This window comes from Sphingobium xenophagum, from assembly GCF_031457465.1.
In the GTDB taxonomy this organism is placed as follows: Bacteria; Pseudomonadota; Alphaproteobacteria; order Sphingomonadales; family Sphingomonadaceae; genus Sphingobium; species Sphingobium xenophagum_A.
In genome coordinates this window covers 72,884-95,078 of the sequence record NZ_JAVDWV010000012.1, presented here as the reverse complement: position 1 = coordinate 95,078, position 22,195 = coordinate 72,884, and the positions used below count along the sequence as shown (strand labels likewise).

Sequence of the window (22,195 nt, the reverse complement as noted above, 5' to 3'; positions counted from 1 at the left end):
CGCATGGTCATGCAGTTCCCCGCTTTGGGATCGCGCCGTGCGATCATCGACCGGCGCGCAATTTCCGACAGCATCAACGCCCTTGCGCACGAGCATAAGGGCGATCCCATGCGGTTGCGCGGGCTGATCGTGGGGGAACTCAAGGCGGCATTGGAAGAGGGACGGGTGGAAGTCGCCCGGCGGCTGGAGCAGCGACCCACGCGCGGGCGCGAAACGGTGACCGCCTTCGCCTTCCTGATCGACCAGATTCTGCGCCTGCTCTATGACGCCACCACGCATCACCTCTATCCATCGGGCAATCGCAGCACTGGCGAGCGGATCGCACTGATCGCGGTGGGCGGCTATGGCCGGGGCGAGATGGCACCGCATAGCGATGTCGATATCGGCTTCATCACGCCCTGGAAGCCGACCGGCTGGACCGAGCAGGTGATCGAATCGATGCTCTATTCGCTATGGGATTTGGGGCTGAAGGTCGGGCATAGCAGCCGGTCGATCGACGAAACGATGCGGATGGCGAAGGCCGACCTGACGGTGCGCACCGCGTTACTGGAAGCGCGCTATGTCTGGGGCGACCGGGCGCTGTATGAGGAAACCTCCGTCCGCTTCGATGCGGAGGTGATGCAGGGCAATGCCCGCGCCTTCGTCACCGAAAAGCTGGTCGAGCGCGACGAGCGCCACAAACGGATGGGCGACAGCCGCTATGTCGTCGAACCCAATGTGAAGGAAGGCAAAGGCGGGCTGCGCGACCTGCATACGCTGTTCTGGATCGGCAAATATGTGAATCGGGTTCGTTCGGTCGCCGAACTGGTCGATGTCGGCCTGCTGACCCAGATCGAATTGCGCCAGTTTCAGAAGGCGGAGGATTTCCTCTGGGCAGTGCGCTGTCACCTGCATACCATCACGGGGCGCGCCGAGGATCGGCTGACCTTCGACCTGCAACTCGAAACCGCGACGCGGATGCGCTTTACCGGACGGCATGGCCAGTCCGGGGTAGAGCGGTTCATGCGCTATTATTTCCTCAACGCGAAAATCGTCGGCGACCTGACCGCCGTGTTCCTGGCGCATCTGGATGACCAGATGGGGCCAAAGGGGCGGCGCTATATTCCCGCCATCTTTCGGCGGCCCAAGAAGCTTGACGGCTTCGTGCTCGACCGGGGACGACTATCGCTGCCGAGCGATGATTTCTTCCAGGCCGACCCGGTGCGGATGGTGGAGATTTTCGCGCTGGCCGATCGCCATGGCCTGTCCATCCACCCCGCCGCGATGCGCGCCGCGAGCCGGGACGCAGGGCTGATCACCGCGAAGATCCGTAAAGACCCGCGTGCCAACGCCGCGTTCATGGACGTGCTGACGTCTCCGCGCGACCCGGAAACAGTGCTGCGCTGGATGAACGAATCGACGGTGTTCGGCCGCTTCGTCCCCGACTTCCGCCGGGTGGTCGCACAAATGCAATTCGACATGTATCATCATTATACGGTCGATGAGCATACCATCCGTGCGGTTGGCCTGCTGTCCCGGATCGAAAAGGGGGAACTGGCGCAGGATCATCCGCTCGCCACCGACCTGATGGGCAAATTGCTCTCGCGCAGGGTGCTCTATATCGCCGTGTTGCTGCATGACATCGCGAAGGGACGGGGCGGCGATCATAGCATATTGGGCGCGCAGGTGGCCGAGCAGCTCTGCCCGCGACTTGGCCTCACCCCGGCGGAAACCGAAACCGTCGCCTGGCTGGTGCGCTATCACCTGCTGATGTCGGCGACGGCGTTCAAGCGCGACCTGGCCGATTACAAGACGATCGTGGACTTCGTCGACGTGGTGCAAAGCCCCGAACGGTTGCGGCTCTTGCTATGCCTGACCGTGGTGGACATTCGCGCCGTCGGCCCCGGCGTCTGGAACAGCTGGAAGCGGCAGTTGCTGGGTGATCTCTATGACTCGGCCGAGGAACTGCTGCGGCTGGGTCATAAGCAGAAGGGCCGCAGCGAGCGGGTGACCGCCAAGCAGAAGACGCTGCGCGAGGCGCTTCATATGGACGAAGCGACGTTCGAAGCGTTCAGCAAGCGATTGCCCGAATCCTACTGGATCGCCGAGCCCGACGACATCTTGATCCACAATGCCGAACATATGCTGGCAGCGGGCGACGCGCAGTTGTCCATCGCAGCGCATTATTATCCGCAGCGTGGCGCGACACTGGTGACCGTCTATGCCGCCGACCATCCGGGGCTGTTCTATCGCATTGCGGGCGCCATCCATCTGGCGGGCGGCAACATCATCGACGCGCGCATCCATACGACCCGCGATGGCGTGGCGATCGACAATTTCCTGGTGCAGGATCCGATGGGTGGCGCGTTCCATAGCCCCGATCAACTCACCCGCATCCGCAACGCGATCGAGGATTCGCTGTCGAACCGCCACCGGCTGATCACCAAGCTGAGCGCGCGCCCGTTGACCCGAACGCGCGCCGAAGCCTTCCGCATCGAGCCCAATGTGCTGATCGACAATAAGGCGTCGAATCGCTTCACGGTGATCGAGGTCAATGCGCGTGATCGGCCTGCGCTGCTGTTCAGCCTTGCCAATGGATTGTTCCAGTCGAAGGTGACGGTCCACAGCGCGCATGTCGCCACCTATGGCGAACGCGCGGTCGATACTTTCTATGTCACCGATCTGTTCGGCGGGAAGATCGAAAGCAAGGCGCGGCTGCAGACGTTGGAGCGGCGGTTGCTGGAGGGCGCTGGCGGCGAGGTGGGCGAGGCATTGGAGCGGGCCTAGGCGACGATCTCCATCCCATCGCCCGGCGCGAGCAGGGGCAACAGGCGGAGCATGTCGTCGCGCTCGACGGCGACGCATCCCGCCGTGGGGCGGGCTTCGGACAGGTGGAAGAAGATCGCGCTGCCCTGCCCCGGCACGGGTGGCGCATCATTATGGCCCAAAACGAGGATGATGTCATAGGCATCGTCAGCGCGAATCAGGCTTTCGGCCGAAAAGCCGCGTGGCAGGCGAACGGGCCGGTTATAGGCAGGGTCGGCAGGATCATCCGACCAACCATCGCCGGGCCTGATCCAGCGCCAGGGCAATCGAATGCCGACCGCCTCCACTTTACCGGGTCGCAGCAGCACGCCACGGATCGGCCAGCGGCCAAGCGGGGTGCAGCCATCGCCTTCGCGCTTGTCCGCCGCCGCACAGGTGCCACCCCAGCCAATGGTGCAGGGCATGACGAGTGTATCGTAAGTCAGTCCGCCCGCACCGCTGTCGACGCGGATGACGCTCATAGCTGGTGGCCGGTCCGGTCCCGCTTGGTGGCGAGATAGCGTTCATTATGCGGGTTGGGCGGCAGGATGATCGGCAAGCGCTCGATCACGCCGATGCCCGCTGCTTCCAGCCCCGCCACCTTGTTGGGATTATTTGTCAAAAGCCGCACCTGCGTCATGCCAAGCAGGTCGAGCATCCGCGCCGCGACGGAAAAATCACGCGCGTCGATCGCAAAGCCGAGGCGCACATTGGCATCGACCGTGTCGAAGCCCTGGTCCTGCATCGCATAGGCGCGCAGCTTGTTGACGAGGCCGATCCCCCGCCCCTCTTGCCGCAGATAGAGCAGCACGCCCCAGGGCGCGTCGGCAATCTGATGCAGCGCCTGATGCAGTTGCGGCCCGCAATCGCATTTGAGGCTGCCCAGCACATCGCCGGTCAGGCATTCGCTGTGCAGGCGAACGACAGGGGGCGAGGAATCGCGCTTGCCCACCACCAGCGCGACATGTTCGCGCGGTTCGTCGGGACTGCGAAAAGCAATGATCTCCGCCGTCTCGCTGGCCGATACCGGCAACCTGGCTCGTGTGGCGATGGCGAGGTGGATCGCATCGTCATAGGCGTCGATGTCATCGGCCTGGACGGTGACATCGACGGCCTCATCGCCCTCCGTCAGGAAATAGGCGGGCAGAATGCCCGCGAGGCGCGCCAGCCGCAGCGCCGCCTTCGCTGCTTGCGGCGCGGCGAGCGGGCGGGCGCGGAACGGCCCTTTGAGCGGGGAGGCAAGGTCTAGCACCGGATCAGAAATCGCGGTCGCGACGTCGGCGTCGATCCAGGGCGCGCGCTCGACCAGCACTGGCAGATCGGGATCGGCAGCGGCCAGTTGATTGGCGAGCTTGAGCGTTTCGGCGCGGGCGGCGGAGATCAGGATGTCGGCACGCGCCTGCGGATCGAAGGCGGCCAGCGTTACAGCATCCGCCCCTTCGATCGCCATTAGGCGGATGGCACCATCCAGCCCGACAATCCTGATCGCCCAGCCGCGCCGCAGCGCGTCGATCGCACGGGCAGCGTCGCGCGCGCGCATCAGAAGGCGAAATCAGTGATGATGGGAATATGATCGGACGGCTTGATCCAGCTGCGCGCGGGTTCGACCACGCGATGGCTGACCGCCTTGTCCGCGACGTCGCGCGTCATCCACATATGGTCGAGCCGACGACCGCGATCCGATTCCGCCCAGTCCTTCGCGCGATAGCTCCACCAGGTATAGAGACGCGCAGGCGCGGGGTGGAAATGGCGGCCGATATCGACCCAATCGTTCGATGCTTGAAGCCGCGCCAATATGTCGCATTCGACGGGCGTATGACTGACGACGTTGAGCAATTGCTTGTGGCTCCACACATCGCATTCCAGCGGCGCGATGTTGAAATCCCCGGTCAGGATGGTCGGTTTATTGTCCAGCGCGGCCGACCATTCGATCATGCGCTCCAGAAAGTCGAGTTTCTGCCCGAACTTCGGATTGACCGTGCGATCGGCGATGTCGCCGCCAGCGGGCACATAGACATTTTCGATCCGCACGCCATTGTCCAGCCGCACGCCGACATGGCGCGCTTCGCCATTGGCCTGCCAGTCGAACCGGTCATCTTCGTAGATCGGCACCTTGCTCATGATCGCCACGCCATGATGCATGCGCTGGCCGTTCAGCACCTGGTGGACATAGCCCATGCGCCGGAACATATCAGTGGGGAAAATCTCGTTCACCACCTTGGTTTCCTGAAGGCACAATATGTCGGGCGCTTCCTGTTGCAGCAGCTGTTCGACGATGTCGATGCGCGCGCGGACGCTGTTGATGTTCCAGGAGCAAATGGAAAGAGTATGGGCCATGCGTTCGCCCTAGAAGGCCGCGTTGGCGCACGCAAGCGTCGGACATGATAAGACCCCCGCTCCGGGGGCATGGAACGGGGGTCTCGATCGCGCCCTTGAAGCGCTTCGCGGCGGGAGCGGACCGGGTAACAGGGGGGAAATCCCGATACCGTTTCGCGCCGTTGGATTATGATTAGCGGTCGGCATATGAGCGGCAGATGAACGGTTTTGAAAAGCCATCACCCTGTCGCATATCCCGCTCGTTTCAACCGCCCGCCGCGCGTCCGCGTGGCCGGGGGTCCGTCCAGCGGAAGGTCGAATCAGCGATCGCCGCGCCATAACGCTGGTTGGTGAGCCGTACTGCGGTGCGGTTATTCTGCGAATCAAGCGCGACCCAGCCATATAATTGCAAGCCGGCCGGGCTGCCCGCGTCCCGTTTGAAGATCATCGTGATCGTGCCATATTCGGGATGCTTGGGATCACGCGCTTCGACGCTCAATATAGTCGGGTCGCCAGTGGGTACGACCTTGCCGAATTTCGACAGATCCTTGGACGGATCGAGCAGCGCACCCAACGGGGAGTTGCCGATCGGCCAACGCTGCACCTGCCGCACTTCATAATCTATCATCGTCAGTGCCTTGCCATCGCCCACGATCAACAGCGGCACGCCCTTCTGATATTGGAAGCGGATTTTGCCCGGCTGCTTGAGCGTCAGCTGCCCGGTCAGATTCTGGCCATTACGGTCGGTCTGGGTGAAATCGGCGGTCATGGTCGTTACCGCACGGATATAGGCGTTGACCTTGGTCAGGTCGGACTGGTCCGCCTGGGCGACAGCGGGCACGGCCATGGGCAGGACGGCAATGACTGGCGCAATGGCCAGCGCCAGAGAGATGCGCTTCATCAGATAGAAACTCCGGTTGTTACGGATGCGGTTTAGGCGGCGCGGCTTGAACGACCTGTGAACCCGGCCGTTCCCTACCGTTCAGCAACTTGGCTCAACCGTTATAGCGGATTGCCATTTTCATCGCGCAGCACTTCGCGGCGACCGACATGGTTGGGCGGGCCGACCAGGCCTTCCTCTTCCATCTTCTCGATCAGGCGTGCCGCGCTATTATAGCCAACGCGGAGCTGGCGTTGCAGCCAGCTGGTCGAGGCTTTCTGATTTTCGAACACGAGCTGGCACGCCTTGCGGAACAGTTGCGCATCGGGGCTGTCATCGCCCAGGTCCACGCCGTCGAGGGCGAAGCTGCCTTCTTCGGGTTCTTCGGTCACCGCCTGGATATAGTCGGGCTGGCCTTGCGCGCGCCAATGGTCCGCGACGACGCGGACTTCATCGTCCGAGACGAACGGGCCATGGACGCGGGTCAAGCCCTTGCCGCCGTGCATGTAGAGCATATCGCCCTTGCCCAGCAATTGTTCGGCCCCCTGTTCGCCCAGGATGGTGCGGCTGTCGATTTTGCTGGTCACGAAGAAGCTGATCCGGGTCGGCAGGTTCGCCTTGATGACGCCGGTGATGACGTCGACCGAAGGACGCTGCGTTGCAAGGATCAGGTGGATACCCGCCGCGCGCGCCTTTTGCGCCAAGCGCTGGATCAGAAATTCGACTTCCTTGCCGGCGGTCATCATCAGGTCGGCGAGTTCGTCCACGACCACCACGATTTGCGGTAGCGGCTGGAAATCGAGCTGTTCCTCCTCATAGATGGGCTTGCCATTTTCAGGGTCGTAGCCGGTCTGGACGCGGCGGCCGAGCGGCTTGCCCTTGGCCTTGGCGGCGCGGACCTTCTCGTTGTAATTGGCAAGGTTACGGACAGAGATGGACGCCATCATGCGATAGCGGTCCTCCATCTGCTCGACCGCCCATTTGAGCGCGCGGATGGCCTTTTGGGGCTCGGTGACGACCGGCGAGAGCAGATGCGGAATGTCGTCATAGGTGGACAGTTCCAGCATCTTGGGATCGATCATGATGAGGCGCAACTGGTCCGGCGTCATGCGGTAGAGCAGCGACAGGATCATGGCATTGAGGCCGACCGACTTGCCCGACCCGGTGGTGCCCGCGATTAGTAGATGCGGCATGGGCGCCAGGTCGGCGATGATCGGCTCGCCCGAAATATTCTTGCCCAGGATGATCGGCAGCGTCCCTTCGCCGCCAAATTGCTCGCTGGTGATGAGTTCACGGAACGACACACCCTCGCGATGGGCGTTGGGCAGTTCGATGCCGATGACGGTGCGCCCCGGAATCGTCGCAACGCGCGCCGACAGCGCCGACATATTGCGGGCGATATCGTCGGCGAGCGCGATGACGCGGCTTGCCTTGATGCCGGGCGCGGGCTCCAGTTCATACATGGTCACGACCGGGCCGGGCCGGACCTCGACGATATTGCCCTTCACATGGAAATCATCGAGCACCGATTCGAGCAGCCGCGCATTGCGTTCCAGCGCAGCCTTGTCGATCTTGCCGCCCTGGTTGGCGGGAATGGGATTGAGCAAATCGGGCGAGGGTAGCGAGCTATGGCCGAACAGGTCATCCTGCGAGATCGGAGCCATCTGCCGCTGCGGCGGCGCGGGCTTGGGGCTCTGGATAGTGATCGGTGGCTTGGGTTCGTTCGAAACCTGCTTGCGCGGCGCAATGACGCGCTCGGCCCCGTCCGTCTCCGGTTCGATGTCGCTGCTGCTGCTGATACCCGGCAACGCCAGGGTCGGGCGGGGTAGCGCCAATTTGGGTAGCGACGGGCGGCGCAACGCGATGATCGGCTTTTCCAGCGCCAGACTACGATAGCAGGCGATAAGGCCAGCGATCAGCGTCATGACCACCAATAGGCCAGTTATCCAAGGGGCAGCAGCGGGTGCCTGTGCCGTGAGACTGGCAACCCCCTTGGCCGTGACGAGGCCGATCACCCCACCCCAGCCCGCGGGCAGGCCGACCAGCGGATCATCCTGAAACAGCGACAGGGCAATGCCGATAAGGACGATGCCGAACAGGCATTTGCCGAACTGCCCCTTCCATGTGGTCATATCCTGGTCGCCCCACATCCGGCGTGCGGTCACAGCCATCAGCGGCAGGATCAGCGCCACGGGTACGCCCAGCAGCCAGAGCAGGAAATCCGCCGTCCAGGCACCCGGCCCCTGCATGATATTGGCGACATGGTCCCCGGCGACCGTATTCATCGACGGATCGCTGGGCGTATAGCTGAGCAGCGCCATCGCGACGAACAGGGTCGCCAGCATCAACAGAATCGCGCCGATCAGCGCCCCGCTGCGAAGCAGGCTGCGCTTGAGCATTTCGCGCCATTCCGGCGTGCGCTTCACGGTGCGGCTGACAGCCATGCTAAACCCTTGTCCCCCAAATGTTCCGTTTCGGCACAATGCGCCGAGCGACGAGTCCGCGTCAAGCCTGCGGCTGATCCGCTCGTCCCGCCTTATCCGTAACAACCCTTATGGCAGGGGTGCCCAGATCCGGCGAAAACGTGTGGCAGAAAGGAACCTGTCCCATGTTCGCTGCTTATTATCCCGCTCTGGTCGTCGTCTCCATGGCCGCCTTCGCCGCCGTCATGCTCTATGTCAGCATCGAAGATCGCCTGAAGAACTAACTGCGGGCCAACGCCTGCAACGACGCGCCGTCGAGCCGCTGGATGGTCCATTCGTCCATCGGCACGGCCCCGATCGCGCGATAGACGGCGATGGCCGGTTCGTTCCAGTCGAGCACCGACCATTCCAGCCGGGCGCAGTCGCGTTCGACTGCCAGTTGCGCCAAGCGGACGAGCAGCGCCTTGCCCGCGCCTGCTCCGCGTGCTTCGGGTCGGACGAACAAATCTTCGAGATAGAGGCCCGGTCGTCCTTCGAAGGTCGAGAAATTGTGGAAGAAGAGCGCAAAGCCGATGGCGTCGCCCTGCCGTTCTGCGATCAGCACTTCGGCCATGGGGCGAGGACCGAAAAGATAGCGGGCGAGCGTATCTCGGTCCGTGTTCACGGCATGAGCGAGTTTCTCATAGTCGGCCAGATCGCGGATGAACTGGATTATGGTGTCGATGTCGCCCGGCTCGGCCGTGCGGATGAGGATAGTGTCGGTCATGCGGTTCCCGCTTCCACATGGGCCAGATCGGCCCGTTTCGTGCGCGCCGCGATAAGGCAGGCCACCACGATCAATAAGGCACCGGCCACCGTCGGCAGCGTGATCCGTTCATCGAACACCAGCCACCCCAGGATTGCGGCCCAGACGAAGGCGCTATATTCGACCGGGATTAGCCGCTGCGCCTCCGCCCGCGCATAGGCCCAGGACAGCGCGGCGAGCGACGTGAAGGCGAGGGCGGCCGCCAACAGGATGAGCGGAACGGCTGGGCGTGGTGGCAGGGCCAGCAGAAAGGGCGCACCCAGCGCAAAGACGCCGAGCATCACCAGATGCTGAAAGAAGGCGACCTCGATCGGCGAGGCGACCTGCGCCTGTTGTCGCTGGATGATGAGGTTCCAGGCAAAGAGCACCGCCGACGCCAGCACGGCCCCCGCCCCCAGCAGCGCATCGGCATCATAGCGCCCCTGCAACCGGCCCGACAGGATGACAGCCACGCCCACCAATCCCAGCAGCGATGCGCCAATCGCGCGACGTCCGATCCGTTCCTTGAGCAGCAGGGCGGCAAGATAGAGCGCGATCAGCGGTGCGATGAAGGACAGGGCGATCGCTTCAGCGAGCGGCATCCGCATGATCGCCCAGAAGAACAGCCCGGCCATCAACGCGACCACCGTGCCGCGCAGCAAATGGATGCGCAGGACGGCGCGCGACGGCCAGCGTTGGCGCGTAAGCAGCATCAGCGCAAGGCCAAGCAGCGTGCCAGCAACCGCCCGCCAGAACAGCGCATTGTAGAGGCCGATGCCAAGGCTGAGCCCCTTCATCGCCGCATCCATCACGGCAAACAGCGCCACGCCCGCGCAGCAGACGGCAAAGGGGATGGCGAAACTATGGTGGCGCGACATGACGGGTCAGCGGATTACTATGATGTCGATGCCTAAATCCAGTTCGGCCCAGGCACGGTCAGCGGTGATGACTGGAAGTTTACCGAGGCGCGCAAGCGCCAGACAGGCCCGATCTCCCAGAGACAATCCCAAATGCCGAGTCATCGGGCGAAGCAAGGCCGCTTCAAGCGCGTGGTCTTCGATGAACGGACAGATATGCAGTTCCAACCGCGCCACTTGCGCCTCGGCATCGTCCTTCGACAGGCCGGCCTCCACAAGTTTAGTATAGGTTTCGCATAGATTGACGACCGAAATCTGGCCGGTCGCCAGATGTGGCTGCACCTGGTCTGCTCCGCGCTCGTCCAGCAAAATCGTCAATAACGCGGACGCATCGAGAACCGCTGTCATTCGCGCTCCGCTTCAGCGCGACGTTCGGCCAGAAAATTGTCAACAGTGAAAGGCTTCTTTATCAGGGCTTTCAGATCTGCCTGGACCTCGCGCAGAACCTGGTCATAGCTTTTGATCAATATGCCGCTGCCTTGGCGTTCGAATATGATGCGGTCACCATCCTTAAAGCCCAACTGCCGACGCAATTCGGCGGGGATGACAGCTTTGCCGCCGCTGATCATTTTTCCGCTATAGGTCATGCAGAGCCTCCAGGACCAAAATACTATATTGGTCCTGACTTTCCAAGTGACCTTATTCCGCCGCAGCCTGTGCCTTGCCTGCGTCGGTCATTTCCGATTCCGCCTTGGCGGCTTCGATCTCGGCGGCTTTGTCCTCGACCAGTCGGACGATGTGATCGACCAGGGCTTCGTCCTGCACCGTATGGTCGGTGATGCCCGACAGATAGACCATATGCTTGCCATTGCCGCCGCCGGTGAGGCCGATATCGGTTTCGCGGGCTTCGCCGGGGCCATTGACGACGCAGCCCAACACCGAGAGCGACAGGGGTGTGTGGATATGTTGGAGCCGTTCCTCCAGCGCCTGCACGGTGCGGATCACGTCGAAGCCCTGCCGCGCGCAACTGGGGCAGGAGATGACCTTCACGCCGCGGGTACGGATGCCGAGCGATTTGAGGATTTCATAGCCGACCCGCACTTCTTCTTCGGGTTCCGCCGACAACGAGACGCGGATCGTATCGCCGACCCCTGCCCAGAGCAGATTGCCGATGCCGATCGCGCTTTTGACCGTGCCGCCGATCAGACCGCCCGCTTCGGTAATGCCGAGGTGGAGCGGGCAATCGACCGCTTCGGCCAATTGCATATAGGCAGCGACCGCAAGGAATACGTCGCTCGCCTTCACCGCCACCTTATATTCATGGAAATCCTGGTCCTGCAGCAGCTTGATATGATCGAGCGCGCTTTCGACCAGCGCTTCGGGGCAGGGTTCGCCATATTTTTCGAGCAAATCCTTTTCAAGGCTACCTGCATTAACGCCGATGCGGATGGCGCAGCCATTGGCCTTGGCGGCGTCCACCACTTCCTTCACCCGCGCCTGCGACCCGATATTGCCGGGATTGATGCGCAGGCAGGCCGCCCCGGCATCCGCCGCTTCCAGCGCGCGCTTATAGTGGAAATGGATGTCGGCGACGATCGGCACGCGGGCCGCACGCACGATCTGCTTGAGTGCCGCGGTGGACTCCTCGTCAGGGCAGGAGACGCGGATAATATCCACACCCGCTTCCTCACAACGGCGAATCTGGTCGATCGTGCCCTTGATGTCGTGGGTCAGCGTATTGGTCATGGTCTGAACCGTAACCGGCGCGCCACCGCCGACCGGAACATTGCCGACCATGATCTGTCGGCTCTGCCGACGGGCAATATCGCGCCAGGGGCGCAGGCCGGGATTATGGTCGGACATGAAATAGGGGCTCCGTGGTTACGAAGCCCCTATAGGGATGTTTGGTGACGGTTAGAAGCGTTGCCTTTTGGTGTTTCAGCCGAGCTGAAACGTGCCGCACCGGCCCGCACCCCCACCCGGCCTCCCACAGAATATCCTGGGTGGGAGGCCGGGTGGGGGTGCGGGCCGGTGCCGCGCTTTCAAAAACGCATGGTGAGCGATGCGGCAATCTGATCGGCATTGCCGCTCGTCTGCGCTCGTGTCGTGGCGGTGACGGTGGCTGGCGCGGGGAAATAGCTGTCAGGGCGGATGATGTTCGCCTTTTCCACGAAGGTATGCGCGTAGCTGAGGTTCAGCGCGAAGGACTGCGACAGGTTCCAGGTCGCACCGCCGCTCAGCCAGACGCGATCGCCATCGGGAACGCGGGTGGTCAGATGCTGCGGATTGGTCGGCGAACGATCGAACATCGTGCCCGCGCGCAGCGTCAGCTTGTCATTGACGTCATATTCGCCGCCCGCGCTGACACTGTAGGTATCGCTATATTCCAGTTCCTTGACCGATGTGCCGTTGGCGGCATTGATGGTGATCGCCTGCATCACCGACCAATTATACCAGCGCGCGGTCAGCATCGCGCGCAATTGCGGCGTCAGACGGTGAGTCATGGATAATGTGACGATATCGGGCAGGGTCAGCGGCGCGGTGGCGGCGAAGCTGCCATTGCCACCGGCCAGCGGCCCGGCGAGGCCCGAAATCACCTGCTCACCCTCAAGGCTATGCTTCATGCGCGAGCGATAATGGACACCGAACTGAGTATCGCCCGCGCGGTAGAACAGCCCGGCATTCCAGCCGACCGACCAATCATCGCCCTCCACCGAGGCGTGCCCATCGGCCAGCAGCGGCGAGAGTTGCGGCAGCGCGTTGGTCAGCGTCACCTTGACATATTGCACATCGACGCCGCCGCCGACGGACAGATTGTCGGTCAGCTTATAGGCAGCCGATGGCTGGATGTTATAGGTTTTGAGGTCGGTGTAGAGCGAGTCATAGCGCCCGAAATAGCCATCCTCATATTCCAGCTTCAGGCCAAACGGCGCGTTGACGCCAAGGCCCACCCACAGCCGATCACTGACCTGCCCGGTGGCGTAGAAGCTAGGGATCGGGATCACGCTTTCAAAGGCATTGCCGCCATTGGTGCCGCTGACGGGCACTTGCGTCGTGGTGCCGGGGACCGTGCGGGTCGTGCCGCGATTGGTCTGCTGTGCCTTTGCGAACAGAGCGATGCCGCCGACCGAGGTCTGAATGCCCGACAATTCGGTCATCGCGGCGGGATTGAAATAGACGGTCGAGGGATCATCGCCCGCCGCCGCGCCACCCGACAGGGCACGCCCGGTTTCCTTGGGCGATTGTTCCTGCAGATAGAAGCCCCCGGCCAGCGCCGGGACGGGCGCGGCGATCGCACCTGCGACAAGCAGGAAGGATGGGAGGCGGCGGCTGAACGACATGGCAGATCCTCTACGGCGATTTTCAGCCTACGCGCCCAAATGTGGCAAGGACGCGGGCTTTTGACGCAGGCCGCTTACCAACACTATGGTTAAATTCCAGTGTTTAGCAGTGAATATCCGGCAGGGTTTCGGTCCGTTTATGATGGCAATGCTGGCTGACGTTACGGCGAACGGGCGCGACGGCGACATAAAAAGTCGCAAAAAAAAGCCGCCCCGGAGGACGGCTTGTAAAGTTTTAGGAGAGGATGCCTGAAAGGCTCGCTCCTTTTGCTAGGCCATCGCCTTTGTTGCAAATGCGAAACGGACACGCCCAATTGCGTTTCTTGCAATCGTTTGATCTGGCCTCTTATTCCGTAGGGGAAGGCAGGTCGGCGAAAAACCGCATGGATCAGATTTTCAGGCGATCGAGCCCCGATTGCGCCAACTGCGAATCGATTTCGGCAATCAGACGTGCCAATCCTGCCGCATCGGTCGATTCCGCCCGCGCCACCAGCGCCGCCTGCGTATTGGAGGCGCGCAGCAGCCACCAGCCATCGGCGGTGGTGACGCGCGCGCCGTCGATGGCTTGCATATCCGCACCTGACGCCGCCAAGCGCGCGCAAATCTCCTCGATCACGGCGAATTTATGCCCATCAGCAACGGGGATGTGGAGTTCGGGCGTGGCCGCCATGACGGGCATCGCGCTGCGCCGGTCAGTAATGCTGCCCCCTGCCCCACTCGCCGCGCGGATCAGCCGGATGGCGGCATAAAGGCCGTCGTCATAGCCATAATAATCGTCGGCGAAGAAGAGATGCCCGGTCATCTCGCCCGCGAGCAGCGCCCCTATCTGCTTCATTCTGGACTTGATATGGCTGTGGCCGGTTTTCCACATATCGGGCCGCCCGCCCCGCGCCGCGATCCGGTCGAACACCGTCTGGCTGGTCTTCACATCCGCGATAATCCGGGCACCGGGATGCTTTTCGAGCAGATCGTCCGCGAAAAGGCCCAGCAACTGATCCCCCGCTATGGTGCGGCCAAGCCCGTCGATCACGCCGATCCGGTCACCATCCCCATCGAAAGCCACACCGAAATCGAGCTGCTTGTCGAGGACGAGCGCGCGCAGATCGGCAAGGTTCGCCTCTACGGAAGGATCGGGGTGATGGTTGGGAAAATTGCCGTCTATCTGGGTGAAGAGGCGATGATGCTCACCCGGCAGCAATTGCACGAGCGCCTCGACCACTGGCCCGGCCGCGCCATTGCCCGCATCCCAGCCGATGCGCCAGGCCCGACCGTCGAAACCCTGCATCAGCCGGGCGACATAGCGGTCCATCAGGGCGATCGTATCGACCCGCCCTGCCCCGGCATCCCAGTCGCCCGCCGCCGCCATCTGGCCCAATCGCGCGATGTCCGCCCCGAAAAACGGCGCGTGACGCTGCACCAGCTTGAAGCCATTTTGATCGCCGGGATTATGGCTGCCGGTTATCTGAATGCCGCCATCGACCTTGCACGTCATTTCGGCGAAATAGAGCATGGGCGTTGGGCCAAGGCCGATGCGCAGCACGTCGATGCCGCTCGCGGTAAGCCCGTCGATCAGCGCCGCTTCCAGCATCGGGGAACTCAGCCGCCCGTCATAGCCGACCGCGACCCGTGATCCCCCTGCCCGCGCGATGATGGTGCCGAAGCTGCGACCCAAGGCCCAGGCGTCGGCAGCATTCAGCGTTCGCCCGACCGTGCCGCGCAGATCATAGTCGCGCAGCAAAGTCGGGTCGAACCGATGGCTCATCCCTCTTGCCTGTCGGCCAGCAACAGGTCGCGCGCCGCATTGATCTGGGCCGCCAGCGCTTCGGTGCCACCCTTATCGGGATGGACCGAGGCGATCAGGCGGCGGTGCGCCGCGCGGATGGCGGCGGGATCGGCATCAACCGCAACGCCCAGCAGCGCACGGGCCTGGGCCAGATCGTCAATCCTCTGAGGCGGCGGGGCGGAGGCGCGACGACGGCGCGGCTTATATTGGCGGGCCAGGAACAGCGCCGCGCCGATCAGCACCGGCGCGCCGATCACAGGCTTGCCCTTGGCCGACAACACCGCGCCGACCAGCGCCGCGCCCAGCGCCATCCCATCTTTCGCCGTCATGCGTTGCAGCCTCCCGGTCCAGATGAGCCAGCCGGCCAGGCCGACGAGCAGCAGCGCCAGCCAGCCCATCAGGCCGCGCCGAGCATATCCACGGGCACCGCACCCGCATGCGTCGGCAGGGCAAGCCCCGACACCATTTCGCGCAGTTCCTGTCGCGCGGCGATGTGGCTGACGCCCAGTTCGCCCAGATGCCCCTTATCGAGTAGGGTCAGACCGGACGGGAAAAGTTCGCGGAAGATGACGCGCTCTGACAGGCCGGGGATGACGCGGAAACCGACCCGTCGCGACAATTCCATCAGCGCGTCGCCGACCCGCTTCTTGTTGCGGGCGTCATGATGCTGGAGCCGGTTGCGCAGCACCACCCAGTCGATCGAAACGCCATCGGCCTTGGCTCTGGTCTTGCGCGCTTCGAAGATGAGTTCGGAATAGAAGGACAGGCGACGGACCTTGAAACTTTCGGCATCGACCTGGCCGATCAGGTCGAAATCGACGAAACTGTCGTTCATCGGCGTGACCAACGTATTGGCGCGCGCGGCCATGTGGCGGGCGAAGACGTCGTCGCGGCCGGGGGTGTCGACGATCAGGAAATCCTTGTCCTGCGAGAGGACGGCGACTTCGGCATCGAGCGCTTCGATCGTGTCGCCTTGCAGCACCGCGAAATCGGGCGCAGGCAGGTCGATCTGACGGCGGCGCGCAGTTTCGGCGCGGTTTTCCAGATAGCGGGTGACAGTGCGCTGGCGCGGATCGAGGTCGATCATGGCGACGCGATGGCCAAGCGCCGTCAGGGCAATGGCCGTGTGGACCGCCGTGGTCGACTTGCCGGTGCCGCCCTTTTCATTGGCGAACACGATGAGATGCGGCTGCGAATTGGCCATTGGTCGCTTGATAACCCCGTTGATTGTCGCCATGATTCCTGGCGGTCGCCAAGGCCGCAGCCTAGCAGGTCGACCGCTTGTTCCCCTGCCCTTATCGGAGCCGTTCCCCCCGTGCAAACCCTGTCTGACCTGCCCGCCCTACGCGCTGCCGTCGCGGCGCTGAAAGCCGACGGAAAGCCGTTGGCGCTGGTGCCGACCATGGGCGCTTTGCATGACGGGCATATGGCATTGGTGCAGGAAGCGAAGCGCCATGGGCGGCATGTCGTGGTGTCGATCTTCGTCAATCCCAAGCAATTCGGCCCGGCCGAGGATCTGGACGCCTACCCCCGGCGTGAGGCGAAGGATGCGGCGATGCTGGCTGCGGCGGGCGTGGACCTGCTGTGGCTGCCGCCGGTCGAGGTCATGTATCCGGCGGGCTTTGCCACCAATGTCAGCGTGTCGGGGGTGAGCGAGGGACTGGATGGCGCGGCGCGGCCGGGCCATTTCGATGGCGTCGCCACGGTGGTCACGAAATTGTTCAATCAGGTCCGGCCCGACGTCGCGATTTTCGGCGAGAAGGACTATCAGCAACTGGCCGTAATCCGCCAAGCGAACAGCGACCTGGACATAGGTATCGATATTATCGGTTTGCCGACCCAGCGCGCCGAAGATGGCTTGGCGCTTTCCTCGCGCAATGCCTATTTAAGCGAAGCGGAGCGCAAGGCGGCGTTGGCGCTACCGCGCGCTTTGGGCGAGGCCAAGCGGCTGATGGAAAAGGGCGAGAGTGTCGAATTCGCGACTTCTAAAGCTTTGATAATGATGGAAAATCATGGGTTCGGGCCGATCGACTATGTGACCCTGTGCGATGCCGTGACGTTGGAACCCATGACGGTGCTGGACCGGCCGGCCCGGTTGCTGGGGGCAGCGAAGCTGGGCAAGACGCGGCTGATCGACAATATCGCGGTCGAGCCAGTTTAGGGTTTTTGATAGTTAGCTAACTATCTAATAGGACTATTTTGCTGGGTTTTGGAGCGTCATCACACCCTGCCCGCCGTTCGCCCTGAGCTTGTCGAAGCCTGTCCTGAGCGCCTGCCTTGGCAGGCAGTCGAAGGGGGCCTCTTCCGAAAGAAAAGAAAGGGACTTCGACAAGCTCAGCCCGAACGGGGTCGGGTGGATTTCCAAGGGTTGGATCAGAACGGCTTTACGATCACCGCGATAACGATCACCGCAGCAGCGACGCCGGGGACTTCGTTGAGCAGGCGCAATTGGCGGTCGGTCATGGTCCGCTGGCCCCTGGCGAGTTTCTTGGCATAGCTGGCGATCCAGCCATGATAGCCCGACAGGCCAAGGACGAAGAGCAGTTTGAGGTGGAACCAGCCAAAGCTCCACGCACCGATTTCGACCATCAGCATGAGGCCCAAGACCCAGACTAGCACCAACGAGGGGTTGAGGATGATCTTTAGCAACCGCTGTTCGCGGTCGATCCATTTGCGATCCTCGTCCGAACCAACGGCGCATTCCTGATGATAGACGAAGAAGCGCGGGATCATGAACAGCCCCGCCATCAGGAAAATGACGAAGATGAGATGGGCAGCCTTCACCCAGAGATAGGCAGCACCAAGATAGGCCATCAGCGTTTTTCCTCCTGCCGCACATAGCTAAGCAATGCTTCGACATGCGCAATGGGGGTGTCGGGCAAAATGCCATGGCCAAGGTTCATGATGTGCGGCCGGTCGGTGAAAGCGGCACGGATATTGTCCACGGCTTGTTCAACCGCCTGGCCGCCCGCGATGAGGGCGAGCGGGTCGAGATTGCCCTGCACCGGCATGCCCTGTGGCAGTACGCGGTTGGCCCAGTGCGGATCGACGGTTTCATCGACGCCGATCGCATCGACACCCGTGCCTGCGGCATAATCGGCGAGTTTCGCGCCCGCGCCCTTGGGGAAGCCGATGATCGGAATGTCAGGGTGTAGCGCCTTCAACCGGCTGACGATCGCGGCATTGGGCGCGATGACCCAGCGTTCGAACTGGAGCGGGGCGAGGCTGCCGGCCCAGCTGTCGAATAATTGCACGGCTTCGACCCCGGCCTCGATCTGGCCGGACAGATAGGTAACGGTCGCGTCGACGATCGCGTCAATGAGCGTGCCGAAGCGGGCGGGATCGCCATAAGCGAGGCGACGGGCCGCGCCCTGATCCTTGCTGCCCTGGCCTGCAACCATATAGGTGGCGATGGTCCAGGGGCTGCCTGCAAAGCCAAGGAACGTGACCGAGGGGTCCAGGGCTGCCTTCACCTGCCGCACCGTCTCATAGACTGCCTCGAAGCGGCTAAAATCGGGTTTCAGGGTCGAGAGGTCGGTGTCGCTGAGGATCGGCGCGAGGCGCGGGCCTTCGCCGGTTTCGAACCACAGATCCTGCCCCATCGCATAGGGGACGATCAAAATGTCGGAAAAGAGGATCGCGCCGTCGAAGCCGAAACGGCGCAGCGGTTGAAGCGTGACTTCCGCTGCCGCCGCGCTGTCATAGACGAGTTCGAGGAAGCCGCCTTTGTCCGCCCGGAGCGCACGATATTCGGGCAGATAGCGCCCGGCCTGCCGCATGAGCCACATGGGCGGCACGGCAGGGCGTTCCCCCCGCAGGACGCCAAGGAGCGGCTTGGCCACAGGATCGGCCTTCGGGTCGACAAGCATCGGACTCTCTTCTCTTCTATTAAGATTCAAATAGGAATGTTGGAGATAGTAGGGGCGTTGGCAGCGGGGTTTATGCGTTGTGCCCGCTTTTGCCAACAGCTTGACTCCGATCCGCCCGGCCTTGCCCGTCCGAGTCCCCTGACTTATCCTCGTTATCCACAGGCTGTGGAGGAAAAATCGGGTCTGTTGGGGGCCTGTGGATAAGAGTCCGGGCAGCGTGGAGCGAAAATCGGGGGTCCATTGCTCCCCATTTCGTCCCTTGCTTTATCCACAGCCTATGCACAGAGATATAGGCCATGGCGCGCATCCATCTCCACCTGCTTTCGGACTCCACCGGCGAGACGCTGGAGAATATCGCCAAGGCCTCGATCGGTCTGTTCGAAAATGTCGATGCGATCCGCCATTTCTGGCCGATGGTGCGGTCCGAAGTCCATCTCGACCGGATCATGGAGGAGATTTCCGCCAATCCGGGGTTGGTCTTGTTCACCCTGACCAACCATCCATTACGCAAGCGGCTGGAGACGCGCTGCCGTGCGCTCGGCCTTCCCCATGTTGCGGCGCTCGACAGCGTCGCCGACGCGCTGTCCAACATATTGGGGCAGGAAACGCGCACGCGGCCGGGGCGCAAACATGTGCTGGACGAAGCCTATTTCGCGCGGATCGAGGCGATTCAGTTCACCATCGCCCATGATGACGGGGTGGGGCATGAAAATTGGGAAGAGGCCGACATCGTGCTGGCGGGGGTGTCGCGCGCGTCCAAGACGCCGACGTCCATCTACCTCGCCAATCGCGGCTACAAGACCGCCAATATCCCGCTGGTGCCGGAATCGCCGCCGCCGCGCAGTCTCTACAGCCTCAAACATCCGCTGGTCGTGGGGCTGACGGTTGGCCCCGAACGGTTGATCCAGATCCGCCGCAACCGGCTGCTCTCGCTCAACCAGACGCCCGAAACCGCCTATGTCGATAATGACAAGGTGCAGGAGGAACTGTCCTTTGCCAGGCGGATGTTCGCCGACAATGGCTGGCCGGTGATCGACATGACCCGCCGGTCGATCGAGGAAGCAGCGGCGGCGATCATCAACCTGTTCAATGACCGCGAACTGGCGGAGGGCGACGCTTTATGAGGTTTTGGGCATGATCGTGCTGGCATCGCAGAGCGCGAGCCGCCGCGCGCTGCTAAGCGCGGCGCAGGTGCCCTTCGAGGCACTGTCGCCCGGCGTCGATGAGGAAGCGGCGAAGGAGGCGTTGCGCGCCGATGGACTGGATGCGCGGGCGTTGGCCGATGCGCTGGCGGAGCTTAAGGCGCGCAAAGTCTCGCGCCGGGTGCCGGGCGCGCTGGTGCTGGGATGCGACCAGACGCTAAGCCTGGATGGCGGTGAAGAACGGGGCGTGATGATCGACAAGGCCGTCGATCGCGCGGATGCCGAACGGATATTGCGGCTGCTGTCGGGGCGAGTGCATCATCTGCACAGCGCAGCGGTGATCGTGCTGAATGGTGAGCCAATCTGGCGGCATATCGAGCGGGTGCGGATGATGGTGCGGCCTTTGTCCGACGCCTTCATCGCCGCTTATCTGGATGGCGACTGGGACGAATGCCGCTGGTGTGTGGGCTGCTACCGCATCGAGGGGCCGGGCGCGCAACTCTTCGCCAAGGTCGAAGGCAGCCAGTTCGCGATCCAGGGCTTGCCGCTGCTGCCCTTGCTTGACTTTTTACGTGTGCGGGGTGTTTTGACGGCATGACCCAAGGCCTCCCCTATGCCGAAGTGATCGGCGATCCGATCGCGCACAGCAAATCGCCGCTCATTCATAATTTCTGGCTTAACGCGCTGGATATCGAGGCGGAATATCGCAAGACGCATGTGACGCCCGACGGGCTGGCCAGCTATTTCCTGCAGCGGCGGGCCGACCCCGATTGGCTGGGGTGCAATGTCACCATTCCGCACAAGATGGCGGTGATGGACTTTACCGATGATCCGGGTGGGGTGCGGGAACGGATCGGGGCGATGAACACGATCGCCAGCGAAACCGGCGGGCCGCTGATCGGCACCAATACCGATGCGGGCGGCTTCCTCCAGCCCTTGCTGCGCGATCGGTGGAAGGGGCGCAGCGCCGTGTTGATCGGCGCGGGCGGCGCGGCGCGGGCGATTTTGTTCGCGCTGACGAGCCTTAGCGTGCCCGACATCATAGTCATGGCGCGCGATGCGGCCAAGGCGCAGGCTATGCTCGACCATGCCGGGGTGAAGGGCGCGGTGATCGGCATGGGCGAGTCCCTGCCGGCCGTTGACCTGCTCGTCAATTCGACGTCGCTGGGGATGGTGGGGCAGCCGGTGCTGGACCTGGACCTGACGCCGCTGCCGCCGAGCGCCACGGTCTATGATATCGTCTATGCGCCGTTGGAGACGGGGTTGCTCAAAGCGGCGCGCGAGCGCGGACTCAAGACGCTCGATGGGCTGGAAATGCTGATCGGGCAGGCAGCGCTGGCCTTCGACATCTTCTTCGACGCGCATGCGCCCCGCGAACTGGACGCCGAGTTGCGCGCGCTGCTGCTCGCGGCGGACTGATGAAGATTTATGGCCTGACCGGATCTATCGGCATGGGCAAGTCGGCGGTCGCGGCGATGTTCGCCCGTGAAGGCGTGCCTGTGTTCGACGCGGATGCCGAGGTGCATCACTTGCAAGGGCCGGGTGGCGCGTTGCTGCCCGCGATCGAGGCGCGCTTTCCCGGCACGACCGGCCCCAAGGGTGTGGATCGCGCGAAACTGGGCGCGGCGGTGTTCGGCCATCCGCACGAGCGCAAGGCGCTTGAAGCGATCGTCCATCCCGCCGTGCGCGACGCGCGGAGCCGGTTTCTGCGCCGCCACCGATCGCGCAAATTCGTCCTGCTCGACATTCCTCTACTGTTCGAAACAGGTGGGCAGAAACGGCTGGCGGGCGTGATCGTGGTGAGCGCGCCGGCGTGGAAGCAGCGCAAGCGCGTCCTGGCGCGGCCGGGCATGACGGTCGCCAAATTCCGCCAGATCCTGCACCTGCAAACGCCTGATGCTGAAAAGCGTCGCCGCGCCGATCATCTCATCCAGACCGGCACGACCTTCGCCGAAACCCGTGCGCAAGTGCGACGTCTGGTCGCTTGCCTTGGCCGCAAGACAGGCAGATAAGGGT

The 22,195-nt window shown here is 63.0% G+C and carries 22 protein-coding genes; 6 read left to right on the top strand and 16 right to left on the bottom strand.

The genetic code is table 11. From position 1 onward, the window contains the following. The first annotated feature begins 3 nt into the window (after positions 1 to 3). Complete coding sequence (locus J2W40_RS13650) at positions 4 to 2,766, top strand: [protein-PII] uridylyltransferase (RefSeq protein ID WP_310225699.1); 2,763 nt, start codon at positions 4 to 6, stop codon at positions 2,764 to 2,766. Here J2W40_RS13650 and J2W40_RS13645 read toward each other — a convergent pair. The 14 genes from J2W40_RS13645 to J2W40_RS13580 form a co-directional block, all read right to left on the bottom strand. Beyond that, positions 2,763 to 3,266 carry a L,D-transpeptidase family protein gene (locus J2W40_RS13645; protein WP_310225697.1) on the bottom strand — a complete coding sequence of 168 codons (504 nt, stop codon included), beginning with the start codon at positions 3,264 to 3,266 and terminating at the stop codon, positions 2,763 to 2,765. The two genes, J2W40_RS13650 and J2W40_RS13645, sit on opposite strands and share 4 nt — an antisense overlap. After that, positions 3,263 to 4,324 (bottom strand): GTP cyclohydrolase II, encoded by a 1,062-nt coding sequence (ribA, locus tag J2W40_RS13640; protein WP_310225695.1) that lies wholly within the window; start codon positions 4,322 to 4,324, stop codon positions 3,263 to 3,265. Before ribA ends, J2W40_RS13645 begins: the two co-directional genes overlap by 4 nt. Beyond that, complete coding sequence (locus tag J2W40_RS13635; protein ID WP_310225693.1) at positions 4,324 to 5,121, bottom strand: exodeoxyribonuclease III; 798 nt, start codon at positions 5,119 to 5,121, stop codon at positions 4,324 to 4,326. The genes ribA and J2W40_RS13635 overlap by 1 nt, the downstream gene beginning before the upstream one ends. A 244-nt stretch (positions 5,122 to 5,365) precedes the next feature. Continuing rightward, positions 5,366 to 6,001 carry a LolA family protein gene (locus J2W40_RS13630; protein WP_310225690.1) on the bottom strand — a complete coding sequence of 212 codons (636 nt, stop codon included), beginning with the start codon at positions 5,999 to 6,001 and terminating at the stop codon, positions 5,366 to 5,368. Between the two features lie 101 nt (positions 6,002 to 6,102). Further along, a complete protein-coding gene (locus tag J2W40_RS13625; protein ID WP_310225688.1) occupies positions 6,103 to 8,424 on the bottom strand; it encodes a DNA translocase FtsK in 2,322 nt (773 codons plus the stop codon). 259 nt (positions 8,425 to 8,683) lie between these two features. Continuing rightward, positions 8,684 to 9,169 carry a GNAT family N-acetyltransferase gene (locus J2W40_RS13620; RefSeq protein ID WP_310225686.1) on the bottom strand — a complete coding sequence of 162 codons (486 nt, stop codon included), beginning with the start codon at positions 9,167 to 9,169 and terminating at the stop codon, positions 8,684 to 8,686. Next, positions 9,166 to 10,065 (bottom strand): DMT family transporter, encoded by a 900-nt coding sequence (locus J2W40_RS13615; RefSeq protein ID WP_310225684.1) that lies wholly within the window; start codon positions 10,063 to 10,065, stop codon positions 9,166 to 9,168. Before J2W40_RS13615 ends, J2W40_RS13620 begins: the two co-directional genes overlap by 4 nt. A gap of 6 nt (positions 10,066 to 10,071) precedes the next feature. Then, positions 10,072 to 10,452 (bottom strand): type II toxin-antitoxin system VapC family toxin, encoded by a 381-nt coding sequence (locus J2W40_RS13610; RefSeq protein WP_310225682.1) that lies wholly within the window; start codon positions 10,450 to 10,452, stop codon positions 10,072 to 10,074. Next, on the bottom strand, positions 10,449 to 10,691 hold the full coding sequence (locus tag J2W40_RS13605; protein WP_310225680.1) for an AbrB/MazE/SpoVT family DNA-binding domain-containing protein: 243 nt from the start codon (positions 10,689 to 10,691) through the stop codon (positions 10,449 to 10,451). Before J2W40_RS13605 ends, J2W40_RS13610 begins: the two co-directional genes overlap by 4 nt. A 52-nt stretch (positions 10,692 to 10,743) precedes the next feature. Further along, positions 10,744 to 11,907 carry a flavodoxin-dependent (E)-4-hydroxy-3-methylbut-2-enyl-diphosphate synthase gene (ispG, locus tag J2W40_RS13600; RefSeq protein WP_310225678.1) on the bottom strand — a complete coding sequence of 388 codons (1,164 nt, stop codon included), beginning with the start codon at positions 11,905 to 11,907 and terminating at the stop codon, positions 10,744 to 10,746. A 179-nt stretch (positions 11,908 to 12,086) separates the two neighbouring features. Then, positions 12,087 to 13,385, bottom strand: coding sequence for an OmpP1/FadL family transporter (locus tag J2W40_RS13595; protein ID WP_310225676.1), 1,299 nt, complete (start codon positions 13,383 to 13,385; stop codon positions 12,087 to 12,089). 388 nt (positions 13,386 to 13,773) lie between these two features. Further along, a complete protein-coding gene (gene pgmG, locus J2W40_RS13590; protein ID WP_310225674.1) occupies positions 13,774 to 15,147 on the bottom strand; it encodes a phosphoglucomutase/phosphomannomutase PgmG in 1,374 nt (457 codons plus the stop codon). Continuing rightward, the gene (locus J2W40_RS13585; protein WP_310225672.1) at positions 15,144 to 15,566 is read right to left on the bottom strand and encodes a J domain-containing protein; all 423 of its coding nucleotides are present in this window, start codon (positions 15,564 to 15,566) and stop codon (positions 15,144 to 15,146) included. Before J2W40_RS13585 ends, pgmG begins: the two co-directional genes overlap by 4 nt. Further along, the gene (locus tag J2W40_RS13580) at positions 15,566 to 16,372 is read right to left on the bottom strand and encodes a division plane positioning ATPase MipZ (protein ID WP_310225845.1); all 807 of its coding nucleotides are present in this window, start codon (positions 16,370 to 16,372) and stop codon (positions 15,566 to 15,568) included. The genes J2W40_RS13585 and J2W40_RS13580 overlap by 1 nt, the downstream gene beginning before the upstream one ends. Positions 16,373 to 16,483: 111 nt before the next feature. Here J2W40_RS13580 and panC point away from each other — a divergent pair, with 111 nt between their 5' ends. Beyond that, entirely contained in the window at positions 16,484 to 17,329 is an 846-nt protein-coding gene (panC, locus tag J2W40_RS13575; protein WP_310225670.1) for a pantoate--beta-alanine ligase, read from the top strand. Between the two features lie 212 nt (positions 17,330 to 17,541). Here the strand turns inward: panC and J2W40_RS13570 are convergent, their stop codons facing one another. Together J2W40_RS13570 and hemE are read right to left on the bottom strand one after the other, a co-directional pair. Continuing rightward, positions 17,542 to 17,982: a CopD family protein gene (locus J2W40_RS13570; RefSeq protein ID WP_069065635.1), complete on the bottom strand. Its 441-nt coding sequence runs from the start codon at positions 17,980 to 17,982 to the stop codon at positions 17,542 to 17,544. Then, positions 17,982 to 19,037, bottom strand: a complete 1,056-nt coding sequence (gene hemE / locus J2W40_RS13565) for a uroporphyrinogen decarboxylase (protein ID WP_310225667.1) — start codon at positions 19,035 to 19,037, stop codon at positions 17,982 to 17,984. Before hemE ends, J2W40_RS13570 begins: the two co-directional genes overlap by 1 nt. Positions 19,038 to 19,333: 296 nt before the next feature. On the opposite strand from hemE, the gene J2W40_RS13560 reads away from it, so the two are divergent. The 4 genes from J2W40_RS13560 to coaE are packed head-to-tail and all read left to right on the top strand — an operon-like array spanning position 19,334 to position 22,191. After that, on the top strand, positions 19,334 to 20,161 hold the full coding sequence (locus tag J2W40_RS13560; RefSeq protein WP_310225665.1) for a pyruvate, water dikinase regulatory protein: 828 nt from the start codon (positions 19,334 to 19,336) through the stop codon (positions 20,159 to 20,161). Positions 20,162 to 20,171: 10 nt separating this feature from the next. After that, positions 20,172 to 20,777 (top strand): Maf family protein, encoded by a 606-nt coding sequence (locus tag J2W40_RS13555; protein WP_310225663.1) that lies wholly within the window; start codon positions 20,172 to 20,174, stop codon positions 20,775 to 20,777. Beyond that, positions 20,774 to 21,598 carry a shikimate dehydrogenase gene (gene aroE, locus J2W40_RS13550; RefSeq protein ID WP_310225661.1) on the top strand — a complete coding sequence of 275 codons (825 nt, stop codon included), beginning with the start codon at positions 20,774 to 20,776 and terminating at the stop codon, positions 21,596 to 21,598. Before J2W40_RS13555 ends, aroE begins: the two co-directional genes overlap by 4 nt. Beyond that, entirely contained in the window at positions 21,598 to 22,191 is a 594-nt protein-coding gene (gene coaE / locus J2W40_RS13545) for a dephospho-CoA kinase (protein WP_310225658.1), read from the top strand. The genes aroE and coaE overlap by 1 nt, the downstream gene beginning before the upstream one ends. Positions 22,192 to 22,195 lie beyond the last annotated feature (4 nt).

Excerpts from the sequence above, each read along its gene's own strand:
- J2W40_RS13555 (WP_310225663.1), top strand. The coding sequence starts at position 20,172 with ATGATCGTGCTGGCATCGCAGAGCGCGAGCCGCCGCGCGCTGCTAAGC.
- pgmG (WP_310225674.1), bottom strand. The coding sequence starts at position 15,147 with ATGAGCCATCGGTTCGACCCGACTTTGCTGCGCGACTATGATCTGCGC.
- J2W40_RS13595 (WP_310225676.1), bottom strand. The coding sequence starts at position 13,385 with ATGTCGTTCAGCCGCCGCCTCCCATCCTTCCTGCTTGTCGCAGGTGCG.
- ispG (WP_310225678.1), bottom strand. The coding sequence starts at position 11,907 with ATGTCCGACCATAATCCCGGCCTGCGCCCCTGGCGCGATATTGCCCGT.
- coaE (WP_310225658.1), top strand. The coding sequence starts at position 21,598 with ATGAAGATTTATGGCCTGACCGGATCTATCGGCATGGGCAAGTCGGCG.
- J2W40_RS13630 (WP_310225690.1), bottom strand. The coding sequence starts at position 6,001 with ATGAAGCGCATCTCTCTGGCGCTGGCCATTGCGCCAGTCATTGCCGTC.
- J2W40_RS13585 (WP_310225672.1), bottom strand. The coding sequence starts at position 15,566 with ATGGGCTGGCTGGCGCTGCTGCTCGTCGGCCTGGCCGGCTGGCTCATC.
- J2W40_RS13570 (WP_069065635.1), bottom strand. The coding sequence starts at position 17,982 with ATGGCCTATCTTGGTGCTGCCTATCTCTGGGTGAAGGCTGCCCATCTC.
- ribA (WP_310225695.1), bottom strand. The coding sequence starts at position 4,324 with ATGCGCGCGCGCGACGCTGCCCGTGCGATCGACGCGCTGCGGCGCGGC.
- aroE (WP_310225661.1), top strand. The coding sequence starts at position 20,774 with ATGACCCAAGGCCTCCCCTATGCCGAAGTGATCGGCGATCCGATCGCG.
- J2W40_RS13605 (WP_310225680.1), bottom strand. The coding sequence starts at position 10,691 with ATGACCTATAGCGGAAAAATGATCAGCGGCGGCAAAGCTGTCATCCCC.
- J2W40_RS13610 (WP_310225682.1), bottom strand. The coding sequence starts at position 10,452 with ATGACAGCGGTTCTCGATGCGTCCGCGTTATTGACGATTTTGCTGGAC.
- J2W40_RS13625 (WP_310225688.1), bottom strand. The coding sequence starts at position 8,424 with ATGGCTGTCAGCCGCACCGTGAAGCGCACGCCGGAATGGCGCGAAATG.
- J2W40_RS13560 (WP_310225665.1), top strand. The coding sequence starts at position 19,334 with ATGGCGCGCATCCATCTCCACCTGCTTTCGGACTCCACCGGCGAGACG.
- J2W40_RS13650 (WP_310225699.1), top strand. The coding sequence starts at position 4 with ATGGTCATGCAGTTCCCCGCTTTGGGATCGCGCCGTGCGATCATCGAC.
- hemE (WP_310225667.1), bottom strand. The coding sequence starts at position 19,037 with ATGCTTGTCGACCCGAAGGCCGATCCTGTGGCCAAGCCGCTCCTTGGC.
- J2W40_RS13620 (WP_310225686.1), bottom strand. The coding sequence starts at position 9,169 with ATGACCGACACTATCCTCATCCGCACGGCCGAGCCGGGCGACATCGAC.
- J2W40_RS13615 (WP_310225684.1), bottom strand. The coding sequence starts at position 10,065 with ATGTCGCGCCACCATAGTTTCGCCATCCCCTTTGCCGTCTGCTGCGCG.
- J2W40_RS13635 (WP_310225693.1), bottom strand. The coding sequence starts at position 5,121 with ATGGCCCATACTCTTTCCATTTGCTCCTGGAACATCAACAGCGTCCGC.
- J2W40_RS13580 (WP_310225845.1), bottom strand. The coding sequence starts at position 16,372 with ATGGCCAATTCGCAGCCGCATCTCATCGTGTTCGCCAATGAAAAGGGC.
- J2W40_RS13645 (WP_310225697.1), bottom strand. The coding sequence starts at position 3,266 with ATGAGCGTCATCCGCGTCGACAGCGGTGCGGGCGGACTGACTTACGAT.